This window comes from Williamsia sp. DF01-3, from assembly GCF_023051145.1.
Classification (GTDB): Bacteria; Actinomycetota; Actinomycetes; order Mycobacteriales; family Mycobacteriaceae; genus Williamsia.
Genome location: NZ_JALKFS010000005.1, coordinates 3,870,275 through 3,889,235, shown reverse-complemented (window position 1 = coordinate 3,889,235; position 18,961 = coordinate 3,870,275). Strand labels below are relative to the sequence as shown.

Here is an 18,961-nt window from a genome sequence, read left to right as displayed (position 1 = left end):
GCCCTCTCGCCGCGGGAGAGTGATGGGTCGACGACCCTCAATCTCCATCTCAGATAAACGTGTTCTCACACACTAATGCCGTGCTACAGCCGCTTGTTGATCGCATCGGCTGCAGCCAGCAGGTCAGCGGCCCATCGCGATCCCGGACGCCGGCCCATACGGTCGATGGGGCCGGATACCGAGATCGCCGCGATCACCTCACCGCTTGGGCTGCGAACCGGGGCGGACACACTCGCGACGCCGGGCTCGCGTTCTCCGACGCTCTGTGCCCAGCCGCGCCGTCGCACCTCGAGCAATGTTCGCTCGCTGAACCCGTTCTCTCCCAACAACAATCGCGCAGTTGCCGGATCAGCCCAGGCAAGAAGGACCTTCGCTCCGGAACCGGCGTTCATCGGCAGACGCGCGCCAACCGGGACCGTGTCCCGAAGCCCCGACGGCGGTTCGATCGCCGCGACACAGATGCGGTCGGCACCTTCGCGGCGATAGAGCTGCACACTTTCCCCGGTGATCTCGCGAAGCCTCGGCAGCACCAGGGCTGCGGCCTCGCGGACCGTGTCGGTGGCTCCGGCCGCCAATTCGCCCAAGACCGGACCGGGGCACCACAAGCCGGATGTGTTGCGTGCCAGCAGTCGATGGGTCTCCAGGCCGACCGCCAATCGGTGCGCGGTGGCGCGGGGCAGGCCGGTGCGTGAACAGAGCTCTCCCAGATTGCACGGGCCCTCGGCGACGGCGTGCAGAACTGCAACGGATTTGTCCAGAACACCGATGCCACTGGAGGTGGCCGATGCGGTATCATTTCTCACAAGCCGATACTATGCTCTCGCATACTGAGATGCCAGCCCCAACTCGGTAAGACAGAAAAGTGGTGATTGTGGTGACCGACCGTCCGATGACCCTGGCCGAAAAGGTCTGGGAAGAGCATGTTGTGGTCCGCGGTGAGGGAGAAGGATCCTCGCGCAACCCCGACTTGATCTACATCGATCTACATCTCGTGCACGAGGTGACCAGTCCGCAGGCATTCGATGGGCTCCGCCTGGCGAACCGTCCGGTGCGCAGGCCCGACCTCACGATCGCGACCGAGGACCACAACGTCCCGACGGTCGACATCGACAAGGTCATCGCCGACCCCATCTCGCGATTGCAGGTGGACACCCTTCGCCGCAACTGCGAAGAGTTCGGTATCCGACTGCATTCGATGGGCGACGCCGAACAGGGCATCGTCCACATCATCGGTCCACAGCTCGGACTCACCCTGCCCGGTATGACAGTGGTCTGCGGCGACAGCCACACCTCGACCCACGGCGCCTTCGGTGCGATCGCTATGGGCATCGGCACCTCCGAGGTCGAACACGTCATGGCCACTCAGACTTTGTCGTTGCGCCCCTTCAAGACAATGGCGATCACCGTCGACGGCGAGCTGCCGCCCGGCGTGACGAGCAAAGACCTGATCTTGGCGATCATTGCAAAGATCGGCACCGGCGGAGGACAGGGCTACGTCCTCGAGTACCGCGGATCGGCGATCGAGAAGCTGTCGATGGAGGCACGGATGACCGTGTGCAACATGTCGATTGAGGCCGGCGCACGCGCGGGTCTGATCGCTCCCGACGACATCACCTTCGAGTTCATCAAGGGCCGTCCGCACGCCCCGCAGGGTGCCGATTGGGACGCGGCGGTGGAGAATTGGCGACAATTGCGTACCGATCCGGACGCTGTCTTCGATGCCGAGGTGCACATCGACGCGGCGTCGCTGACGCCGTTCGTCACCTGGGGGACCAACCCCGGCCAGGGCGCGCCTCTTGGTGCCACGGTGCCGGACCCGGCCGAGATGACCGACGAGGGGCTGGCCGCCTCGGCGCAGAAGGCGCTCGAGTACATGGATTTGAAGCCCGGAACCCCACTGCGTGATGTGGAGGTGGACACCGTCTTCGTCGGATCGTGCACCAACGGGCGCATCGAGGACCTACGTGCGGTGGCCGAGATCCTCGACGGTCGCACGATCGCCGACGGGATGCGCATGCTGATCGTTCCCGGGTCCACCCGTGTGCGGCTGCAGGCCGAGCAGGAGGGCCTCGGTGAGATATTCGATGCCGCAGGCGCACAGTGGCGACAGGCGGGGTGCTCGATGTGTCTGGGGATGAACCCGGACCAGCTGGCGCCAGGGGAACGGTGTGCGTCCACATCGAACCGGAATTTCGAAGGGCGACAGGGCAAGGGCGGCCGAACCCACCTGGTCTCACCGGCGGTGGCGGCGGCCACCGCCATCCGAGGTCGGCTTTCTGCGCCCACGGATCTGCCCGATCCCGTCCGATAAATCTCACAGGCCGAAAAGAAAGAACAGACGATGGAACCGATCACCACGCACACCGGCATCGGCGTCCCGATGCGCAGGGGCAACGTCGACACCGATCAGATCATCCCGGCGGTCTACCTGAAGCGGGTGACTCGCACGGGCTTTGAGGACGGTTTGTTCGCCGCGTGGCGCAACGACCCCGATTTTGTCCTCAACACCGAGCCGTACAACCGCGGCTCGGTGCTCGTGGCCGGGCCCGACTTCGGCACCGGGTCGTCGCGCGAGCACGCCGTCTGGGCGTTATCCGACTTCGGATTTCGGGTTGTCATCTCGTCGAGATTCGCCGATATCTTCCGCGGAAACGCCGGAAAAGCGGGTTTGGTGGCCGCCCAGGTGGAGCAGTCGGACGTCGAACTGCTCTGGAAACGGCTCGAAGAGCAGCCGGGACTGGAATTGACGGTGAGCCTTGAAGATCAGACCGTCACCGCCGGGGACCTAGTGGTGCGCTTTGCAATTGATGAGTACACAAGGTGGCGTCTGATGGAGGGTCTGGACGACATCGGACTGACATTGCGGCAGGTCGAAGCCATTTCTGCGTATGAAAAGTTAAGGCCCGTATGGAAACCGAAAACCCTGCCGGTCCCTCCCTCGGGAGCCTGAAGCCGGCCTCTGACGTAACCTGTTAGAGGACAAACCTTTCGCCACGCCGGGTGAATTTGGCGTGGATCGTGGACGTTTTGCCATTTGACGTTTACCGTGTCCTGTAGCTGGCCCAAAGTGGGCCAACAGTTTGCGGAGGTTGAATCCATGAACAAGGCAGAGCTCATCGAGGAACTGACAAAGAAGTTGGGGACCGATCGCCGGACGGCTACAGATGCCGTTGAGCACATCGTCGATACGATCGTTCGCGCTGTGAACAAAGGCGAAAGCGTCACGATCACCGGCTTTGGTGTTTTCGAAAAGCGTCGCCGCGCTGCACGGGTTGCCCGCAACCCCCGCACCGGTGAAACAGTCAAGGTCCGTCCGACTTGGGTTCCGGCATTCCGTCCGGGCGCCCAGTTCAAGTTGGTGGTCTCCGGCAAGCAGAAGCTGAGCGCGTCGGGACCAGCAGTCAAGCGGGGCAGTGCAACTGCTTCGAGCAGTGCACCGGCCAAGAAGACCGCCGCCAAGAAGGCGGCTCCGGCCAAGAAGGCGGCCACTCCGGCCAAGAAGACCGCCGCGAAGAAGACCACGGCAGCACCGGCCAAGAAGACCGCTGCCAAGAAGACCACGGCAGCACCGGCCAAGAAGACCGCCGCGAAGAAGACCACGGCAGCACCGGCCAAGAAGACCGCCGCGAAGAAGACCACGGCAGCACCGGCCAAGAAGACCGCTGCCAAGAAGACCACGGCAGCACCGGCCAAGAAGACCGCTGCCAAGAAGGCTCCGGCCAAGAAGACCGCTGCAAAGCGCACAAGCAAGTAGCCAGACCAGCACCAGACCGAACAAACCCCGGCGGACCTTCCCTCCGCCGGGGTTTGTTTTGTGTTGTGGCCACCCCTGCGCGCTAGGGCAAGGTGGGACGTCCCGAGATCAGGTGCCGGGGCTGCCGGGCAGTGGGCTGTCGATGTGGTTGGCAGCAACCAATTTGCCGTCCAACAAAGAAAGCACCCACACGCTCGCCTTACGGTTTCGTGCGGGCGGCAGCTTCACACCGTCGTGCGCCGACCACCACTTCATCAGCGGCGGGATGACCTTGCCTTGGCTGCACACGACATGGATCCCGCTCTCGCAACCGATCTCTCGGATCCGCCGCCGCCCCGGCTTGGGATCGTCGTTGAATGCTTCCTCGGCCAGGCTGGGTTCGCTGATGATCGACACACCCAGCTCATCAGCAAGCGGTGCCACTGTCTGCTCGCACCGAACGCGGTCAGCGGAGTGCACATGCGTGGGCCCGAACGCGAGTAACTGACCGAGCAACGCCTCGGACTGGGTTCGGCCGACCTTCTCCAACGGCCGCAGACGGTCATCGCCGTGGTACCGAGATTTGCGGCCCGCCTTGGCGTGACGCACCAGTAGGACCGTGTCGAGTCGTGCGGGTAGCTGCCCGAAAGTTGCCAAGACCTTCTGGTCCAGCCGGAAGGAAAGTTGCTCGGCCGCTGATTCGATTGGCAGCCAACGTATTTCGTCAACCTCGTGGTTGGGTGTAAAGCTGCCACCGACCGCTTCGGCGGACCAGTAGTGCACGTGCTTGCGACCGGGTCCACGTAGGTCGTAGCTGACCATGCGTAGGTGCCGTACCAGCCGGACGTCGTAACCGGTTTCTTCTTTGATCTCCCGTACCGCGGTGCTGATCAATGTCTCGCCCGACTCGACCTTGCCCTTGGGCAGCGTCCAGTCGTCGTACCGCGGGCGGTGGACGATCACGACTTCGACGTCACCGGCGGAGTTCTCGCGCCACACGACTCCGCCGGCCGCATAGACAACAGTGTTCTTGCCGTCTGCCGCTTTACTCACTGGATCAGGTCGGCCCGGCTACGGTTGCGACGCATCATCTGGCGCTGATGATCACGTACCTCTTCACCTGCGGCAGGCGACGCCGTCCAGCCGCCGTCCTCGCCGAGCACCCAACTGCGGGTGGTCGGGTCCATCGCCGAATTGAAGACGTCGTCGAGTTCGCGGGTCAGTCGTGGATCGCGCACCTGCGCCATCACTTCCACGCGGCGGTCGAGATTACGGTGCATCATGTCGGCGCTGCCGATCCAGAACTCGTCGAGGGACTGGAAATGCAGAACACGTGAGTGCTCCAGGAACTGTCCGAGTATCGAGCGGACGGTGATGTTGTCGCTCATACCCGGAACGCCCGGCCGGAGCGCGCAGATCCCGCGCACCACGACCTCGACAGGAACGCCGGCCTGCGACGCCCGGTACAGGGCGTCGATGACCTGTTCATCAACCAGAGCATTCATCTTCAACCGGATACGAGCATCGGTGTGGCCGGCCTGACGCCGTTCACTCTCTGCGAGGATCCGGTCGATGATGCCCGCCCGCACTCCGTGCGGGGCGACCAACAGGTTGCGGTACGCCACCTTCCGTGAGTAGCCGGTGAGGGTGTTGAACAGATCGGTCAGGTCGGCACCGATGTCCGGGGCCGCGGTGAACAGGCCCACGTCTTCGTAGAGCCGCGCGGTTTTCGGATTGTAGTTACCCGTTCCGATGTGGCAGTACCGGCGGATGGTGGATCCTTCACGGCGCACGACAAGACAAGTCTTGCAGTGTGTCTTGAGTCCGACGAGTCCGTAGACGACGTGGACGCCGGCCTGCTCGAGTTGTCGGGCCCATTTGATGTTGGCCTGCTCGTCGAAGCGGGCCTTGATCTCCACAAGCGCGACAACCTGTTTGCCGGCCTCGGCAGCGTCGATCAATGCGTTCACGATCGGGGAGTCGCCCGAGGTGCGGTACAGCGTCTGCTTGATCGCCAGCACCTGGGGATCTGCCGCGGCTTGCTCGAGGAACCGCTGCACACTCGTGGAGAACGAGTCGTACGGATGATGGACCAGGACGTCGCCGTCACGCAGGGTCGAGAAAATGCTCTTGGGTGTCTCGCGCTCACCGAAAGCCGGGTGGGTGGCCGGGACGAACGGCGGATCCTTGAGAGCCGGACGGTCCACGGCGGCCACCTGGAACAGACTTGACAGGTCGAGCAGCCCGGGGACCTCGATGACGTCTGCCGGGTCGACGTCGAGCTCACGCAGCAACAGTTCCAGCATGTGCTCGGTCATGTCGTCGGCGACCTCGAGCCGGACCGGTGAACCGAAACGTCGCCGCGCCAGTTCTCGTTCGAGTGCCTGCAGGAGATCCTCGTCGCGGTCTTCCTCCACCTCGAAATCCGCGTTGCGGGTGATGCGGAAAGCGTGGTGCTCGACGATCTCCATCCCGGGGAACAGCTGATCGAGGTGGGCTGCGATCAGATATTCCAGCGGCAGCAGAACCGTTTTCGCCGGGGTATCGGCGGTTTTCGCGTAGTTCTGCCGAAATTCCGGCGGCATGAACCGATCGACCTGAACGAAGCGGTCGACGTTGTCGGGCACCTTCACGCGTGCGAAATGTTCGCCGCCTTCGGCGACGTCTTTGACGGTCACCGCCAGATTGAGGCTCAGGCCGGAGATGTACGGGAACGGGTGCGCCGGGTCGACCGCGAGCGGGGTCAGAACCGGGAACACCTCTTCATGGAAGTACGCGGCCATCCGGCGGCGCTCGTCGTCGGTCAACTGGTCCCAGGTGATGACGTGAATGTTGTTGTCTGCCAGGGCCTTGCGGACCGAGTCGAGGAACACCCGGGCGTGGCGTTCGGCCAGCACCTGTGTGCGCTGTGCGATGAGTGCCAGCTGCTCGCGCGGCGACAGTCCGTCGGCCGACCGTACCGACAGGCCGGTTTCGTGTCTGCGCTTGAGCCCGGCGACACGCACCATGAAGAACTCGTCGAGGTTCGAGGCGAAGATGGCCAAGAACTTTGCCCTTTCGAGCAACGGCAGCGAGGTGTCTTCTGCCAGCGCCAGAACCCGGGCGTTGAAGTCGAGCCAACTCAGTTCCCGGTTCAGGTAACGGTCTTCGGGAAGGTCCGCTGTGGCGGTGGGGGCGGCGGTGGCTGCCGGCGGGGCGGCCGGCATCGACGATCGCGGCCGGGGAGCGGGGGTCGTTGATTCGGCTGTGCTCACCAGACCATCATGGCCTATCTGTCGGGGCCCCGACACCGGGAGATCAGGTTTGTTCATCCAACTGCAAGCGTTCGAGAACGGCACTGGTGGAAGTTCCCAGGCCAAGGCGCCGTGCGGTCAGCAAATCCTCGACGGTGTCGACGTCGATCCTCAGGTCCGGCCAGCGACCGGAGTCCTCGGTGAGTTCGACCGCACCCCGGCGACGATGCTCTCGGGCCGAGTGGGCCCCGAACCGAAGGGTGTCGGCGGCGCTGAGATCGGCTGCGTTCAGGAACAGTGCGGTGGTACCGGTGCCCGAATGGTCGGCGATGAAGGCCCGCTCCAGATCCGAGGACCGATCGATGGCGGCCGTGAGCGACTCGGGCCTCACCGCGGGGAGATCGGCCTGCAGCACCATGATTCGGCTGCCCGGCCACAACAACAGAGCGTGGTCGATGCCGATCGCGAACGCCGCGTTGAGAACATCGCCGTTGAGCACGTCGCCGCGGTCCACCACAGTGCGAGCGCCACTCGCCTGCGCGGCCTCGGCAACCGATGTGTCGGGACTGACCACCACCACCTGATCGAGTCCCGCGGCTCGCACCGCTGCGAGGGTGTCGGTCAGCATGGCCAGCACCAGTTGGCGTCGGGCGTTGCCGTCGACGCCCGGCGACAGCCGTGTCTTGGCTGCGCTCAGCTCTTTGACCGCGATGACGACTGCGATCGATCGCGTATCCATGACCTCCATCATGGTCGCCGGTGGTCGCGAGGGGAAAAGGCACCCCACCACCTCCGTGGCCTCTAGTCTTGGACCGTTCGAGAGAATCGGGTCGGTCCGGGCAGCGGATGCCGACACACTCGGACGGCAGAGAACGATGGAAAAGGTGGTGGCGTGATGCAGGCGGTCGTGATGGGCTCGGGTTCGTGGGGCACTGCGATGGCCAAGGTGTTGGTCGACGCGGGCACCCCGACGGTCTTGTGGTCGAGGAGGCCCGAACTGGCGGACGCCATCAACCGCACCCACACCAACCCCGACTACCTGCCACAGGTACCTCTGCCCGAGGGTTTGCGCGCCAGCGCCGACCTCGCCGAGGTTCTCGGGGGTGCCGACTTGGTGGTCTGTGCCGTGCCCTCCCAGTCGCTGCGCGCAAGTATGCAGACCTGGCTGCCGCACCTCGCTGACACCGCAACCCTGATGTCGTTGTCCAAAGGCGTGGAAACCGGGACGCTGCTGCGGATGAGCGAAGTGATCGCAGAGGTGACCGGCGCCGCCTCAGATCGCGTCGCGGTGCTGTCGGGGCCCAATCTCGCCGGCGAGATCGCAGTCGGCCAACCCGCCGCGACCGTGGTCGCGTGTGAGGACGAGTCCCGGGCGCGCGACATCCAGAAGGCGTGCAGTACGAGATATTTTCGGCCGTACACCAACACGGATGTGGTCGGCTGCGAGATCGGGGGCGCGGTCAAGAACGTCATCGCACTCGCATGTGGGATGGCGTCCGGTGTCGGACTCGGGGAGAACACCCTGGCATCCATCATCACTCGCGGTCTGGCCGAGACGATCCGCTTGGGGGTCGCGCTGGGGGCGAGACCCGAAACACTGGCCGGGCTGGCCGGGGTCGGTGATCTCGTCGCCACATGCTCCTCGCCGCTGTCGCGCAATCGCACATTCGGCAGCAGGCTGGGGGAGGGCAAGACACTGGCAGAGGCTCAAGAAGCCACCAACGGTCAGGTCGCCGAGGGTGTGAAGTCGTGCACGTCGGTTCGGGCCCTGGCCGAGAAACACGGTGTGGACATGCCTTTGACCGAAGCGGTTCACCAGGTCTGCCACGAAGGCCTCACGGTCACCGAGGCCATCTATCAACTGCTTGGCCGACGGACCAAGCCCGAGTGACGTGACGTCCTCAGCCGCCCAGATCGATGGGTGCGCTTGTGAGGTTCTGGTCGATCAGTTGCGAAACCTGTTGAATAGGGCCATTTCCGACGTTCTCGGGTAGCCAGATGGCGACATAGGGCCGATGGTCGACGGCGTACCAGAGGAAGCCCTTGGCCTCGGTTGTCGCCGACACCGAGAACCACTGCACCGGATCGACGACCTGCAAACCAGAGGTCGGCGAGAGTGATTCGGGCCGATCGACTCCGCAACGCACCTGGACGGGTCCGGCCACCTGGTCGCCTGGTGCCCAGGTGACCAGGCCGTCCGCAGCGGTCTCTCGCTTGCCGAACCCATCAAAACTCTCGGGAAGGGCGGCAATGAGTTTCGCGCACTCCGGAGAGTCCCGTTCGGGCGCTGCCATCGTCTTCAGCGGGGTGTCGTCAGAGGTTGCGCCGTCTGTGCCGACCACCGCATAGGTGATGAACCCCACGATCACCATGACCGGGATCGCTACGATGCTGGCGATCACGGCCGGACTGAGCCGGCGCGTCGACGAGTCGCTCACCCCTGCCTCGGCGTACCGGTCACCACCGGGCAGGTCAACGTCCGGGTGATCCCTTCGACCTGCTGGATCTTCGGTACGACCGCCTCGGTGAGGTGCGTCCCGTCGGTCGCATCCACGCGCACGATGACGTCGTAAGGGCCGCTGACCTCCTCCGACGAGGCGACGCCGTCGATCTCCGAGATGGTGGCCGCTGCCACGGCGGCCTTTCCGACCTCGGTCTGGATCAGTATGTATGCCTGAACCACGGCGTTCCTTTCGCTGGCGACTGCGATCAACCGGTGGCTGACCCAAATACACTGGCACATATTCTCACCGACAACGGTGCTCAGAGGCCAATCAACAGACTCGAGACGAACAGAGGGGCGGTGAGGGAACCTGTCCAGCGATCCCGTCCGCACGGTCGGCGACGTCGGTGAGCACGAGCTGATCGCGTTGTTCACCGCACGAGACGACTCCGCTCCTGCAGATGGGGTGATCGTGGGCCCGGGTGATGACGCCGCGGTGCTCGTCGGCAGCGGACCGGTGGTGGTGACCACCGATGCACTCGTCGACGGACAGCACTTCCGACTCGACTGGAGCACGCCACGTCAGGTGGGCGCCAAAGCGGTGGTGGCCAATGCAGCCGACGTGATGTCGATGGGCGCCAGGGTCACCGGTTTTGTGGTGTCGCTGACGTGCCCGGATCGAACCCCCACGACAACACTGGTCGGTGTCCGTGACGGAATGCGTGAGGCCGCAGCGCGGTACGGGGCGCAGGTCGTCGGTGGCGATCTCACCGCCGGCGATCAACTGGTGATCGCGGTGACGGCGGTCGGTGCGATGGACGACCGCGCACCGGTTCGACTCTCCACACCGGTAGCCGGCGACGTTCTCGCCGTATCGGGCCCGCTCGGTGGATCCGCCGCGGGCCTTGCTCTCCTGCTGGCAGGCGTCGATGGCTTCGCCGATCTAGTTGCCGCGCACTGCGTTCCGAAGCCGCACCTACAGCTGGCCCTGGCCGCGGCGGAGTCGGGCGTGCACGCGATGACCGACATCTCGGACGGCTTGTCGAGTGAACTGCGAACGATGGCAAGGATGTCGGGTCTGTCGCTTCGGGTGGACCCCGCTGCCATTCCGCTGCCCCCCGACCTGGCCGCAGCAGCAGCCGAGCTGGGTGTCGACCCGGTCCGCTGGGCCGTGGCCGGTGGAGAAGACCATGAACTCCTGGCTGCTTTCGCGCCCGGTGAGCTTCCGACAGGGTGGACCGCTATCGGTTCGGTGCATGCCGCTGACAGCGGTCCTTCCGTGGTGGTGTCGGGCTTGGATGTGTCCGACCTGGGTGATGGCTGGCGGACATTCTGACCGCTGCGCTCGACCGCCGGTGCGCCCGCGATACTGTGACTGCCATGGCGATCTACGCACTCGATGACCGAGAACCGCAACTGGGCGAAGGGGTCTACATCCATCCCGACGCGGTGGTGATCGGAGCCGTCACGCTCGAGGCGGGGGTCTCGGTATGGCCCGGCGCCGTGCTTCGGGGCGACTACGGAACCATCACCGTCGGCGAGCGGACAAACATCCAGGACGGCACCGTCATCCACTGCACACTCGTGGACGCGACGGTGATCGGGGCGCGGTGCACCATCGGGCACAACGCGCACATCGAGGGCGCCGTGATCGGCGACAACTGCCTGATCGCCTCAGGGTCGGTGGTACTCAACGGGTCTCGGATCGGAGCTGGCTCCATTGTCGGTGCCGGGGCGGTGGTGCCGTTCAAGTTCGAGGTACCCGACCGTTCGATGGCGCTCGGTGTTCCGGCGAAAATACGGCAGGGCTACCAGGTTCCGGAAGGTCACATCGACCTGAACGTCGATCTGTATGCCAACAATGCCACCTACTATCGAACCGCCCTGAGGCGGCTCGACTAGGTGATCGGCACTTTCCCAAGGTGAGGAGCGATATGTCCGACGGGCGACCACTGTCCGAACTCGTGGACGCGGGCTGGGCACAAGCCCTCGAACCGGTGGCCGACGATGTCGCGCGGATGGGAGAGTTCCTGCGTGCCGAGTTGGCCGCAGGGCGAACGTATCTGCCGTCGGGGCCCAACGTCTTGCGCGCGTTCACCCGTCCCTTCGACGAGGTGAGAGTTCTCGTGGTGGGCCAAGATCCGTATCCGACGCCCGGACATGCTGTGGGACTGAGCTTTTCGGTGGCACCAGAGGTGAGACCGGTTCCACGCAGTCTGGGGAACATCTTCACCGAGTACAGTTCTGATCTCGGACTTCCGCGACCGTCGAACGGGGACCTGACGCCCTGGGCGGATCAAGGGGTACTGCTGCTCAATCGAGTTCTCACGGTCGCGCCCGGAACCCCGGCGAGTCATCGCGGCAAGGGGTGGGAGGCAGTGACCGAGTGTGCCATCAAGGCCTTGGCGGCCCGAGATCGGCCGTTGGTGGCGATTCTGTGGGGGAAAGATGCCGCATCACTTGCGCCCTGGTTGCCCGGGGTCGCGACGATCACGTCTCCCCATCCGTCGCCGCTGTCGGCAAGTCGCGGATTCTTCGGGTCGAAGCCGTTCTCGCGTGCCAATGCAGCTCTCGCCGAGCAGGGTGCCGATGAGGTGGACTGGCGCCTGCCGTGAACGGCGCCGTCACAGCAAGTCCGGTACCGCCGACTACTTGCCGTTGATGGAGGAGAAGTCCGGCTTGCGTTTGCCGACGAACGCGTCGACGCCTTCGACTCCGTCGGGCTGGCCGGACAGTGCCGATATAGATGCGGCCTCGGCATCGAGCTGATCGCTCAGCGTGGATGTCGGGGAGTTCGTGAGAAGTGCCCGGGTGGCGGACAACGCTCGCCACGGACCGGCCGCGATCGCGGATGCTGCGGCTTCTGCGGTCGCCAGAACCTCGTCGTCCTCGACGATGCGTGAGAGCAAACCGAGTTCGAGTGCACCGGCCGCGTCCACGATCCGGTTGGTCAAGATGATGTCGCGGGCACGGGCGGCTCCGACAACCCGGGGAGCGACCACGTGAGGCCGCCGTCCGGGCTGAGGCCGATCCCGATGTAGGCCGGACGCATCTTGGTGGATGTGCCACCGATGGCGACATCGCTGTGCGTCACCAAACTCATCCCCGCGCCGGCGGCCCAACCGTGCACCGCTGCGACGATCGGGAGATCGGCTCCGACGAGAGCTCGGATGAAGTGGTGGAAGTCACCGGCGAGACCGCCGAGGAAATCGGGTCGGTCGTCGGCAGCCGCGAAATCGCGAACGTTGCCGCCTGCGCAGAAGTTGGCGCCGGTACCGATCAGAAGAATGGCACCGGCTTTGATCTCGCCGCGCGCCACCTGGAGCAAGACCTCGGTGCCGCGGTTGAAATAACCGCGGTCCAGAGAGTTGCCCGCTTTGTCAGAGGCGACGGCGATCCGCAGAACGCCATCGTCGCTGAGCTGGACGGAATCGGACTCGACGGTCGATCCCGGCCGTGTGTCGGTCACGGGGTCAGCCCCGGACGACCTTGCCGGCCTTCAGGCATGAGGTGCAAACATTCAGGCGCTTGCGGTTTCCGGGAGCGATCTGGGCCCGAACGGTCTGGATGTTCGGGTTCCAGCGCCGGTTGGTACGCCGGTGTGAGTGAGAGACCGACTTACCGAAGCCGGGGCCCTTGGCGCATACGTCGCAGACGGCAGCCATCGTCGAACTCCTTAGTGAGAAACTGGTGGTCATGGCCCTCGGTGTTCGGCGTGACGCCGGGCGTCCGATAGGCAACCCTGCAAGGATAGCGGCTCGGTGCGCCGCGATCCAAATAGCGTCACGTTCGCGTCCCGCTGATACGGCCGGGTCCGGTTGGTCGTCCCCTCAGATTAGTCTGTGGAACAGACCACATGAGGGGAGGTGCGGACATGCCGGAGCAGGTTGGTGTACCCGCCATGGATCCCGGGTTGTTGCGCGACTGGATCGAGGGTGCGGTGGTAGGTCTCGGCGCCGTCCGCGCCGAGATCAACGACCTCAACGTCTTCCCCATCCCGGATTCGGATACCGGCAGCAACATGCTGCACACGATGATGGCGGCAGCCGACGCAGTGGGTGAGGTACAGGCCGACGCCGATACGGCGACGGTCGCCAGGGCGATGGCTGATGGTGCCGTGGGCAAGGCGCGGGGTAACTCGGGCATCATTCTCTCGCAGGTCCTCGTCGGACTGGCCGACGCTGCCGAGGTCAACTCCATCGGTGGCCGTGTGTCCTTCAATGAGTTGTGGGTCGCCGGCCTGCGTCTCGGATCGTTGGCCGCCACGCGCGCGGTGAGCCAGCCGCGTGAAGGCACCGTCCTCACGTTGCTGCGGCGCGCGGCGCACAATGCCGCCGAGCACATCGAGGCGACGCCTGCCGACCTCGCCAGGGCGATCGCCGACGGGTGCGCCGAGGATCTCGACCTCACCACCGGCCAACTCGACGTGCTGGCTCAGGCCGGGGTGGTCGACGCCGGTGGACGCGGTCTGCTCGTGATCTTCGACGAACTGGTCAAGGTACTCACCGGTGTATCTGCACGCCGCCGTCGTTATCAGGGCGCGCTTGCCGGTGGCGGTGACCGCATCGGACACCAGATCGGCGAGACGTGCGAGAGCGACGATGAGATGGACTTCGAGGTGATGTACCTCCTCGAAGGCGCTGCCGCAGAGCAGATCTCGACGTTGCGGCGCGATCTGGACGGTCTCGGTGATGCGGTGGTGATCGTCGGCGACAGCGCCGATGACGAAGCAGGTGAACGATTCTCGATTCACGTGCACACCTGCGAACCGGGTGCGGCGATCGAGGCGGGGCTGGCCCTGGGAAGGGTCTCCGACATCCGGATCAGCTGCTTTCTGCTCGATGCCCATCGAGGCCAGGACGACGACTCCGGACACCTTCCCAAACGCAAACGCGCGGTCGTTGCCGTCGTCACCGGCGACGAGGCTGCCGAGTTGTTCGAGCAGGAGGGGGCCGTGGTGGTCCGGGCCGACACCGACGGTGCCGGTGAACTGGATGCGGACGCGTTGGCCAAGGCGATCATCGAGGTCGACAGCGCACATGTGGTGTTGATGGGCAATGGGGCATTGCCGGCCCAGGAACTCGTCGCCGTCGCTGCCGCTGCCCGCTCGCGGGATCGCTCGGTGGTCATCCTCCCGGGCGGGTCGATGGTGCAGAGTTTGTCGGCGATGGCAGTCCACGACCCGACCGAACTGGCCGACGACGATGCCTACGCGATGGCAGAAGCAGCCGCCGCAACGCGTTTCGGCGCGGTGGTGGTGGCCACCGAGACGGCCCTGACCTTTGCCGGAACCTGTCGGCCGGGTGACCATCTCGGACTCATCGGCGACGGAGTCCTGGTGATCGACAGGGAGATCCTCGGCGCTGCGACAGGTCTGATCGATCTGCTGCTCAGCACAGGTGGCGAGATGGTCAGCGTGCTGGCGGGCCGCAACCTCGATCCAGGGGTTCTGGAGCATCTCGAGCACCACGTGAACACCAACCACCCCGGGGTCGAGTTCGTCAGCTATCCCGGCGGCCAGGTCGGCGAGCTCTTGCAGGTCGGAGTCGAATAGGCATGGCACGCTAGTGGTTTCGCTGTCCGACTCGCTCGAAACGGTGCTCGGCGCCAAAGCCGCCGACATGCTCGAGGAACAGATCAAGGTGCAGACCGTCGGTGAGCTCCTACGCTACGTTCCCGACCGCTACGTCAAACAAGGTGATCTCTCGGGCGAACGCAAACCCGAACCCGGTGAGCGCCTCACCGTGGTGGCCCGGGTCGAGGAGAACAAGACGATCCCGATCCGCAATTCCCGCCGGAAGATGGTCAAACTCGTCGTCTTCGACGGGAACGTCCGGATCGCCGTCACGTTCTTCAACTCGCCGTGGATCGCCGCGAAGCTCCCCAAGGGGACACGGGTGATGATGGCCGGCGAGGTCAAGTACTTTCGCAACGAACTACAGCTCACACACCCGAACTGGCTGCTGCTGCCAGAGGACGGCACCTCGATCGAGGCCGACGATGCGGTGGGGTCGGCGGTGATGGCGGGGATCGCCAAAGCGCTTGCGGTGGACGCAGGAGACGGCGGCGGAGAAAAAGATGGGTCGATCGATTTCTCCGAGTTCCTGCGCGATGTGATCCCCGTGTACCGGGGCACGGCCAAGTTGCAGGCGTGGACCATCTGGCAGTGCGTGCGCGCCGTTCTCGGCCAACTCGATCCGATCGACGACCCGTTGCCCGAAACCGAGCGGCTCGCCCGCGGGTTGATCGGTGCCGACGAGGCGCTTCGCAAGATTCACGTGCCCGAGGGGCAGAACGACATCGACCAGGCGCGTGCCCGACTCAAGTTCGACGAGGCGCTCGCGTTGCAATTGGCATTGGCGCAGCGACGCCATGTCGACCGCGGTGCGGCCGGCCCTGTCTGTCGGCACGTACCCGGTGGCCTCGAGGACAAGATGATCGCGCGGCTGCCCTTCACTCTGACCGAAGGTCAGGCGGCCGTGATCGACGAGATCAGCGCCGACCTCGCGGCCCCGATCACCGCGGCCGATCAGTCCAGCGTCGCGCCGATGAGCAGGCTGCTTCAGGGAGAGGTCGGGTCGGGCAAAACCCTGGTGGCGCTGCTGGTGATGCTGAGGGTGATCGACAACGGCTACCAGTGCGCGCTGCTGGCTCCGACGGAAGTCCTTGCCGCCCAGCATCTCCGGACGCTCGAGGCGATGCTCGGAGGACTCGCGCGCGAAGGTGAGCTCGATGGTGAGGAGGGAGCCACCCGGATCGCGCTGATCACCGGATCCATGAAGACGGCGGCCAAACGCACGGCGCTTCTGGAAACCGTCACCGGCCAGGTGGGCATCTTGATCGGCACCCACGCGCTCCTCCAGGAACACGTCGACTTCTTCAACCTCGGTTTTGTCGTGGTCGACGAGCAGCACAGATTCGGTGTGGAACAACGCGATACGTTGCGGTCCCGTGGACGCGACGGAATCGTCCCGCATCTGCTGGTGATGACCGCGACGCCCATCCCGCGCACTGTGGCCATGACTGTGTTCGGAGACCTCGAGACCTCCACGCTCCGAGAGCTGCCGCGGGGTCGTCAACCCATCACCACGAGTGTGGTCCCGCGTGGGAACCCGAAATGGGTCCAGCGCGTCTGGGAGCGGGTGAACGAGGAGGTCGAGGCCGGTCGACAGGTGTACGTGGTGTGCGCCCGGATCGGCGACGACGGGACTGCGGCCGGGCAGAAGTCGGAGCGCAAAGGCGCCGAAGCCGCAGCCGAACCGGCCACGTCCGCGGTGGACATGTTCACAACGCTGAGCGAAGGGCCGTTGGGTGTTCATCGCCTCGGCCTCCTGCACGGTCGACTACCCGCAGACGAGAAGGCCCTGCTGATGGCCGACTTCACCGCAGGGGACATCGACATCTTGGTGTCGACAACGGTGATCGAGGTGGGAGTGGACGTGCCCAATGCGACCACCATGGTGATCGTGGACGCCGAGCGTTTCGGGGTCAGTCAACTGCACCAGTTGCGGGGCCGCGTCGGCCGCGGTGGTCTGCCCGGATTGTGTCTTCTGGTCACCGGTGCGTCGGAGATGTCGCCGGCGATGGAACGGCTACGGGCTGTCGCGGAGTCCAATGACGGATTCGCGTTGTCGATCGTCGACCTGGCGCAGCGGAGGGAAGGTGATCTGCTTGGCTCCCTCCAATCGGGGCAGACGTCGTCGCTCAAGTTCCTCTCTCTCCTCACCGACGGCGACCTCATCGAGGACACCCGCGCGCTGGCCGACGAAGTGGTGGGCCGCGACCTCACGCTCGTCGAACACAAGCCGATGGCGGGTCTCGTCGACTCGATCCTCGGGCCCGTCCGATTGGCCTATCTGGACAAGTCGTGACGGCGGTACCGTTGCCCTGAAATGGTGGGTGGCGCTGTTCGCCTTCGCGATGGCGGCGGTGTTCGCGGCGAGCGACGGGCTCACCGGTGTGGATCCGCACATCGCATCCACCGATGCCCGAGCGGTTCTGGCCGACTTGGCGTTGATCCCGGCACTCGCGGAGCGCCCGAAATCGACCGACTACGAACGCAGCTCCTTCGGCGAGGCGTGGACCGACGGTACCGATGCGCGCGGAGCCGGCAACGGATGCGACACCCGCAACGACATCCTCGATCGGGACCTGCGCGACAAGGTGTTCGCCGCCATCGACAGTTGTCCACGAGCAGTGGCCTCCGGTGAACTGCAGAGCCCGTACAGCGGGCGCTGGATTGTCTTCCGACGGGGGAAAGGGTCCGGTGCCAAGGTGCAGATCGACCACATCGTGCCGTTGGCCTACGCCTGGTCGATGGGTGCGCGCCGCTGGGATGCCGTTGTGAGACAACGGTTTGCGAACGATCCGGCGAACCTGGTGGCGGTCGACGGGGAAGCGAACCAGGACAAGAGCGACAAGCAGCCCTCGCGGTGGATGCCTGCCAACACGGCGTTCCACTGTCAGTACGCAACCCAGTTCGTCAGGGTGGTGCGAGCGTACGGGCTGTATCTCGACCGCGCGTCGTATCCCGTGCTCCGAAAGGCCCTGGCAACCTGCTGATCGCGGCCGCGAGCTGTCCCGCAGAGGTGACGGTGAGGGAAGATGTTGGACATGGACAATCCTCAGACGCCGACATCTTCGAGGACCGATACGCCCCTTGTGGCAGTGGTCGGCACGTTGAACCTGGACCTCGTGGTCCGCACCGACCGCCGGCCACGGGTCGGCGAGACGGTGATGGGCACGAGCTACGTGGAACGACCCGGCGGAAAAGGGGCGAATCAAGCACTCGCGGCCGCAGACATCGGCCCCACCGCCCTGATCGGTGCAGTGGGCGACGACGACGCGGGTACAACGATGCGCCGGCATCAGGACGCCGCCGGCGTGGACACCCGCCACGTCGTCGAGGTGGCCGGCGCCAGTGGCCGCGCCGTCATCGAGGTCGATGCCGATGGCGACAACAGCATCATCGTCATCTCCGGTGCCAACGATCAGGTCTCGGCGGACCATGTCACCGCTGCGCTCGACGCTCTCGACCCGAAAGTGGTTCTGACGCAACTGGAATCACCACGGTCGGTGACGGCGGCCGTGGTGGGGTGGACCGAAGCCGGCGACTGTCGTTTCATCCTCAACCCCAGCCCGGTCGCCCCGCTGGACAACAACATCTTGAGCGCGGCCGACCCGTTGGTTGTCAACGCGGTGGAGGCCGAGTACTACTGCGCCGACCGCCGGCTCACTGATCCCGGTGACATGGCCCGGCGACTGCTGGAGGTGGCGCGGTCGGTGGTCATCACTCTCGGCGCCCGCGGCGTGGTGGTTGCCGCGAACGGCTCGGTCGAGACGTTCGACGTCGAGAAGGTGCACGCACATGACACAACGGGAGCCGGTGACCACTTCGTCGGCTCTCTTGCTGCATACCTGGCCGCGGGATCGGATCTGCAGTCGGCGGCACGCCGGTCCGCAGCCAGAGCGACGGACTACGTCGCGTCCCGCAGATAGGTCCGGCTGCGCGAAGTGGCGTCGCCGCTGCGGTTTCGGCGATACGTTCGGACC

At 65.1% G+C, this 18,961-nt stretch carries 18 protein-coding genes and 1 pseudogene; 11 read left to right on the top strand and 8 right to left on the bottom strand.

Going from position 1 to position 18,961, the window contains the following annotated elements:
• Nucleotides 1–83 precede the first annotated feature (83 nt).
• Complete coding sequence (locus MVA47_RS20420; RefSeq protein WP_030172009.1) at nt 84–803, bottom strand: IclR family transcriptional regulator; 720 nt, start codon at nt 801–803, stop codon at nt 84–86.
• An 86-nt stretch (nt 804–889) separates the two neighbouring features.
• Here MVA47_RS20420 and leuC point away from each other — a divergent pair, with 86 nt between their 5' ends.
• The 3 genes from leuC to MVA47_RS20405 all read left to right on the top strand — a co-directional run bounded on the left by leuC (nt 890) and on the right by MVA47_RS20405 (nt 3,754).
• The gene (leuC, locus tag MVA47_RS20415; protein ID WP_247210961.1) at nt 890–2,311 is read left to right on the top strand and encodes a 3-isopropylmalate dehydratase large subunit; all 1,422 of its coding nucleotides are present in this window, start codon (nt 890–892) and stop codon (nt 2,309–2,311) included.
• A 30-nt stretch (nt 2,312–2,341) separates the two neighbouring features.
• On the top strand, nt 2,342–2,950 hold the full coding sequence (gene leuD, locus MVA47_RS20410) for a 3-isopropylmalate dehydratase small subunit (protein WP_247209629.1): 609 nt from the start codon (nt 2,342–2,344) through the stop codon (nt 2,948–2,950).
• Nucleotides 2,951–3,097: 147 nt separating this feature from the next.
• Nucleotides 3,098–3,754, top strand: coding sequence for an HU family DNA-binding protein (locus MVA47_RS20405; RefSeq protein ID WP_120802952.1), 657 nt, complete (start codon nt 3,098–3,100; stop codon nt 3,752–3,754).
• Nucleotides 3,755–3,862: 108 nt separating this feature from the next.
• On the opposite strand, the gene MVA47_RS20400 is transcribed toward MVA47_RS20405, so the two are convergent.
• From MVA47_RS20400 to cofC, 3 genes are all read right to left on the bottom strand, one after another.
• A complete protein-coding gene (locus tag MVA47_RS20400) occupies nt 3,863–4,786 on the bottom strand; it encodes a bifunctional NUDIX hydrolase/histidine phosphatase family protein (RefSeq protein WP_247209627.1) in 924 nt (307 codons plus the stop codon).
• Nucleotides 4,783–6,939, bottom strand: coding sequence for an RNA degradosome polyphosphate kinase (locus MVA47_RS20395; protein ID WP_247210959.1), 2,157 nt, complete (start codon nt 6,937–6,939; stop codon nt 4,783–4,785). The genes MVA47_RS20400 and MVA47_RS20395 overlap by 4 nt, the downstream gene beginning before the upstream one ends.
• A gap of 91 nt (nt 6,940–7,030) precedes the next feature.
• The gene (gene cofC / locus MVA47_RS20390) at nt 7,031–7,705 is read right to left on the bottom strand and encodes a 2-phospho-L-lactate guanylyltransferase (protein ID WP_247209625.1); all 675 of its coding nucleotides are present in this window, start codon (nt 7,703–7,705) and stop codon (nt 7,031–7,033) included.
• 156 nt (nt 7,706–7,861) lie between these two features.
• On the opposite strand from cofC, the gene MVA47_RS20385 reads away from it, so the two are divergent.
• The gene (locus tag MVA47_RS20385) at nt 7,862–8,857 is read left to right on the top strand and encodes an NAD(P)H-dependent glycerol-3-phosphate dehydrogenase (RefSeq protein ID WP_247210957.1); all 996 of its coding nucleotides are present in this window, start codon (nt 7,862–7,864) and stop codon (nt 8,855–8,857) included.
• Nucleotides 8,858–8,867: 10 nt separating this feature from the next.
• Here MVA47_RS20385 and MVA47_RS20380 read toward each other — a convergent pair whose 3' ends face one another.
• Nucleotides 8,868–9,404 carry a DUF3515 domain-containing protein gene (locus MVA47_RS20380; protein WP_247209623.1) on the bottom strand — a complete coding sequence of 179 codons (537 nt, stop codon included), beginning with the start codon at nt 9,402–9,404 and terminating at the stop codon, nt 8,868–8,870.
• Entirely contained in the window at nt 9,401–9,709 is a 309-nt protein-coding gene (locus tag MVA47_RS20375) for an Lrp/AsnC ligand binding domain-containing protein (RefSeq protein WP_051406303.1), read from the bottom strand. The genes MVA47_RS20380 and MVA47_RS20375 overlap by 4 nt, the downstream gene beginning before the upstream one ends.
• A 70-nt stretch (nt 9,710–9,779) precedes the next feature.
• On the opposite strand from MVA47_RS20375, the gene MVA47_RS20370 reads away from it, so the two are divergent.
• From MVA47_RS20370 to MVA47_RS20360, 3 genes are read left to right on the top strand one after another with little or no spacing between them, the layout of a single operon-like run.
• A complete protein-coding gene (locus MVA47_RS20370; RefSeq protein ID WP_281505515.1) occupies nt 9,780–10,745 on the top strand; it encodes a thiamine-phosphate kinase in 966 nt (321 codons plus the stop codon).
• A gap of 44 nt (nt 10,746–10,789) precedes the next feature.
• A complete protein-coding gene (locus tag MVA47_RS20365) occupies nt 10,790–11,311 on the top strand; it encodes a gamma carbonic anhydrase family protein (RefSeq protein WP_247209620.1) in 522 nt (173 codons plus the stop codon).
• 32 nt (nt 11,312–11,343) lie between these two features.
• Entirely contained in the window at nt 11,344–12,024 is a 681-nt protein-coding gene (locus MVA47_RS20360) for a uracil-DNA glycosylase (RefSeq protein ID WP_247209619.1), read from the top strand.
• 33 nt (nt 12,025–12,057) lie between these two features.
• On the opposite strand, the pseudogene MVA47_RS20355 reads toward MVA47_RS20360, so the two are convergent.
• Nucleotides 12,058–12,878: pseudogene (locus MVA47_RS20355) on the bottom strand (enoyl-CoA hydratase/isomerase family protein).
• Between the two features lie 4 nt (nt 12,879–12,882).
• Nucleotides 12,883–13,074: a 50S ribosomal protein L28 gene (gene rpmB, locus MVA47_RS20350; RefSeq protein WP_023954059.1), complete on the bottom strand. Its 192-nt coding sequence runs from the start codon at nt 13,072–13,074 to the stop codon at nt 12,883–12,885.
• 209 nt (nt 13,075–13,283) lie between these two features.
• Here rpmB and MVA47_RS20345 point away from each other — a divergent pair, with 209 nt between their 5' ends.
• Genes MVA47_RS20345 through MVA47_RS20330 form a run of 4 tightly spaced genes read left to right on the top strand, consistent with a single transcriptional unit; the run spans nt 13,284 to nt 18,907 of the window.
• On the top strand, nt 13,284–14,963 hold the full coding sequence (locus MVA47_RS20345; RefSeq protein ID WP_247209617.1) for a DAK2 domain-containing protein: 1,680 nt from the start codon (nt 13,284–13,286) through the stop codon (nt 14,961–14,963).
• Between the two features lie 13 nt (nt 14,964–14,976).
• Nucleotides 14,977–17,280 carry an ATP-dependent DNA helicase RecG gene (gene recG, locus MVA47_RS20340; RefSeq protein ID WP_308280575.1) on the top strand — a complete coding sequence of 768 codons (2,304 nt, stop codon included), beginning with the start codon at nt 14,977–14,979 and terminating at the stop codon, nt 17,278–17,280.
• Between the two features lie 49 nt (nt 17,281–17,329).
• On the top strand, nt 17,330–17,971 hold the full coding sequence (locus MVA47_RS20335) for an HNH endonuclease family protein (RefSeq protein ID WP_374474437.1): 642 nt from the start codon (nt 17,330–17,332) through the stop codon (nt 17,969–17,971).
• A 51-nt stretch (nt 17,972–18,022) separates the two neighbouring features.
• Complete coding sequence (locus MVA47_RS20330; RefSeq protein WP_247209614.1) at nt 18,023–18,907, top strand: ribokinase; 885 nt, start codon at nt 18,023–18,025, stop codon at nt 18,905–18,907.
• Nucleotides 18,908–18,961 lie beyond the last annotated feature (54 nt).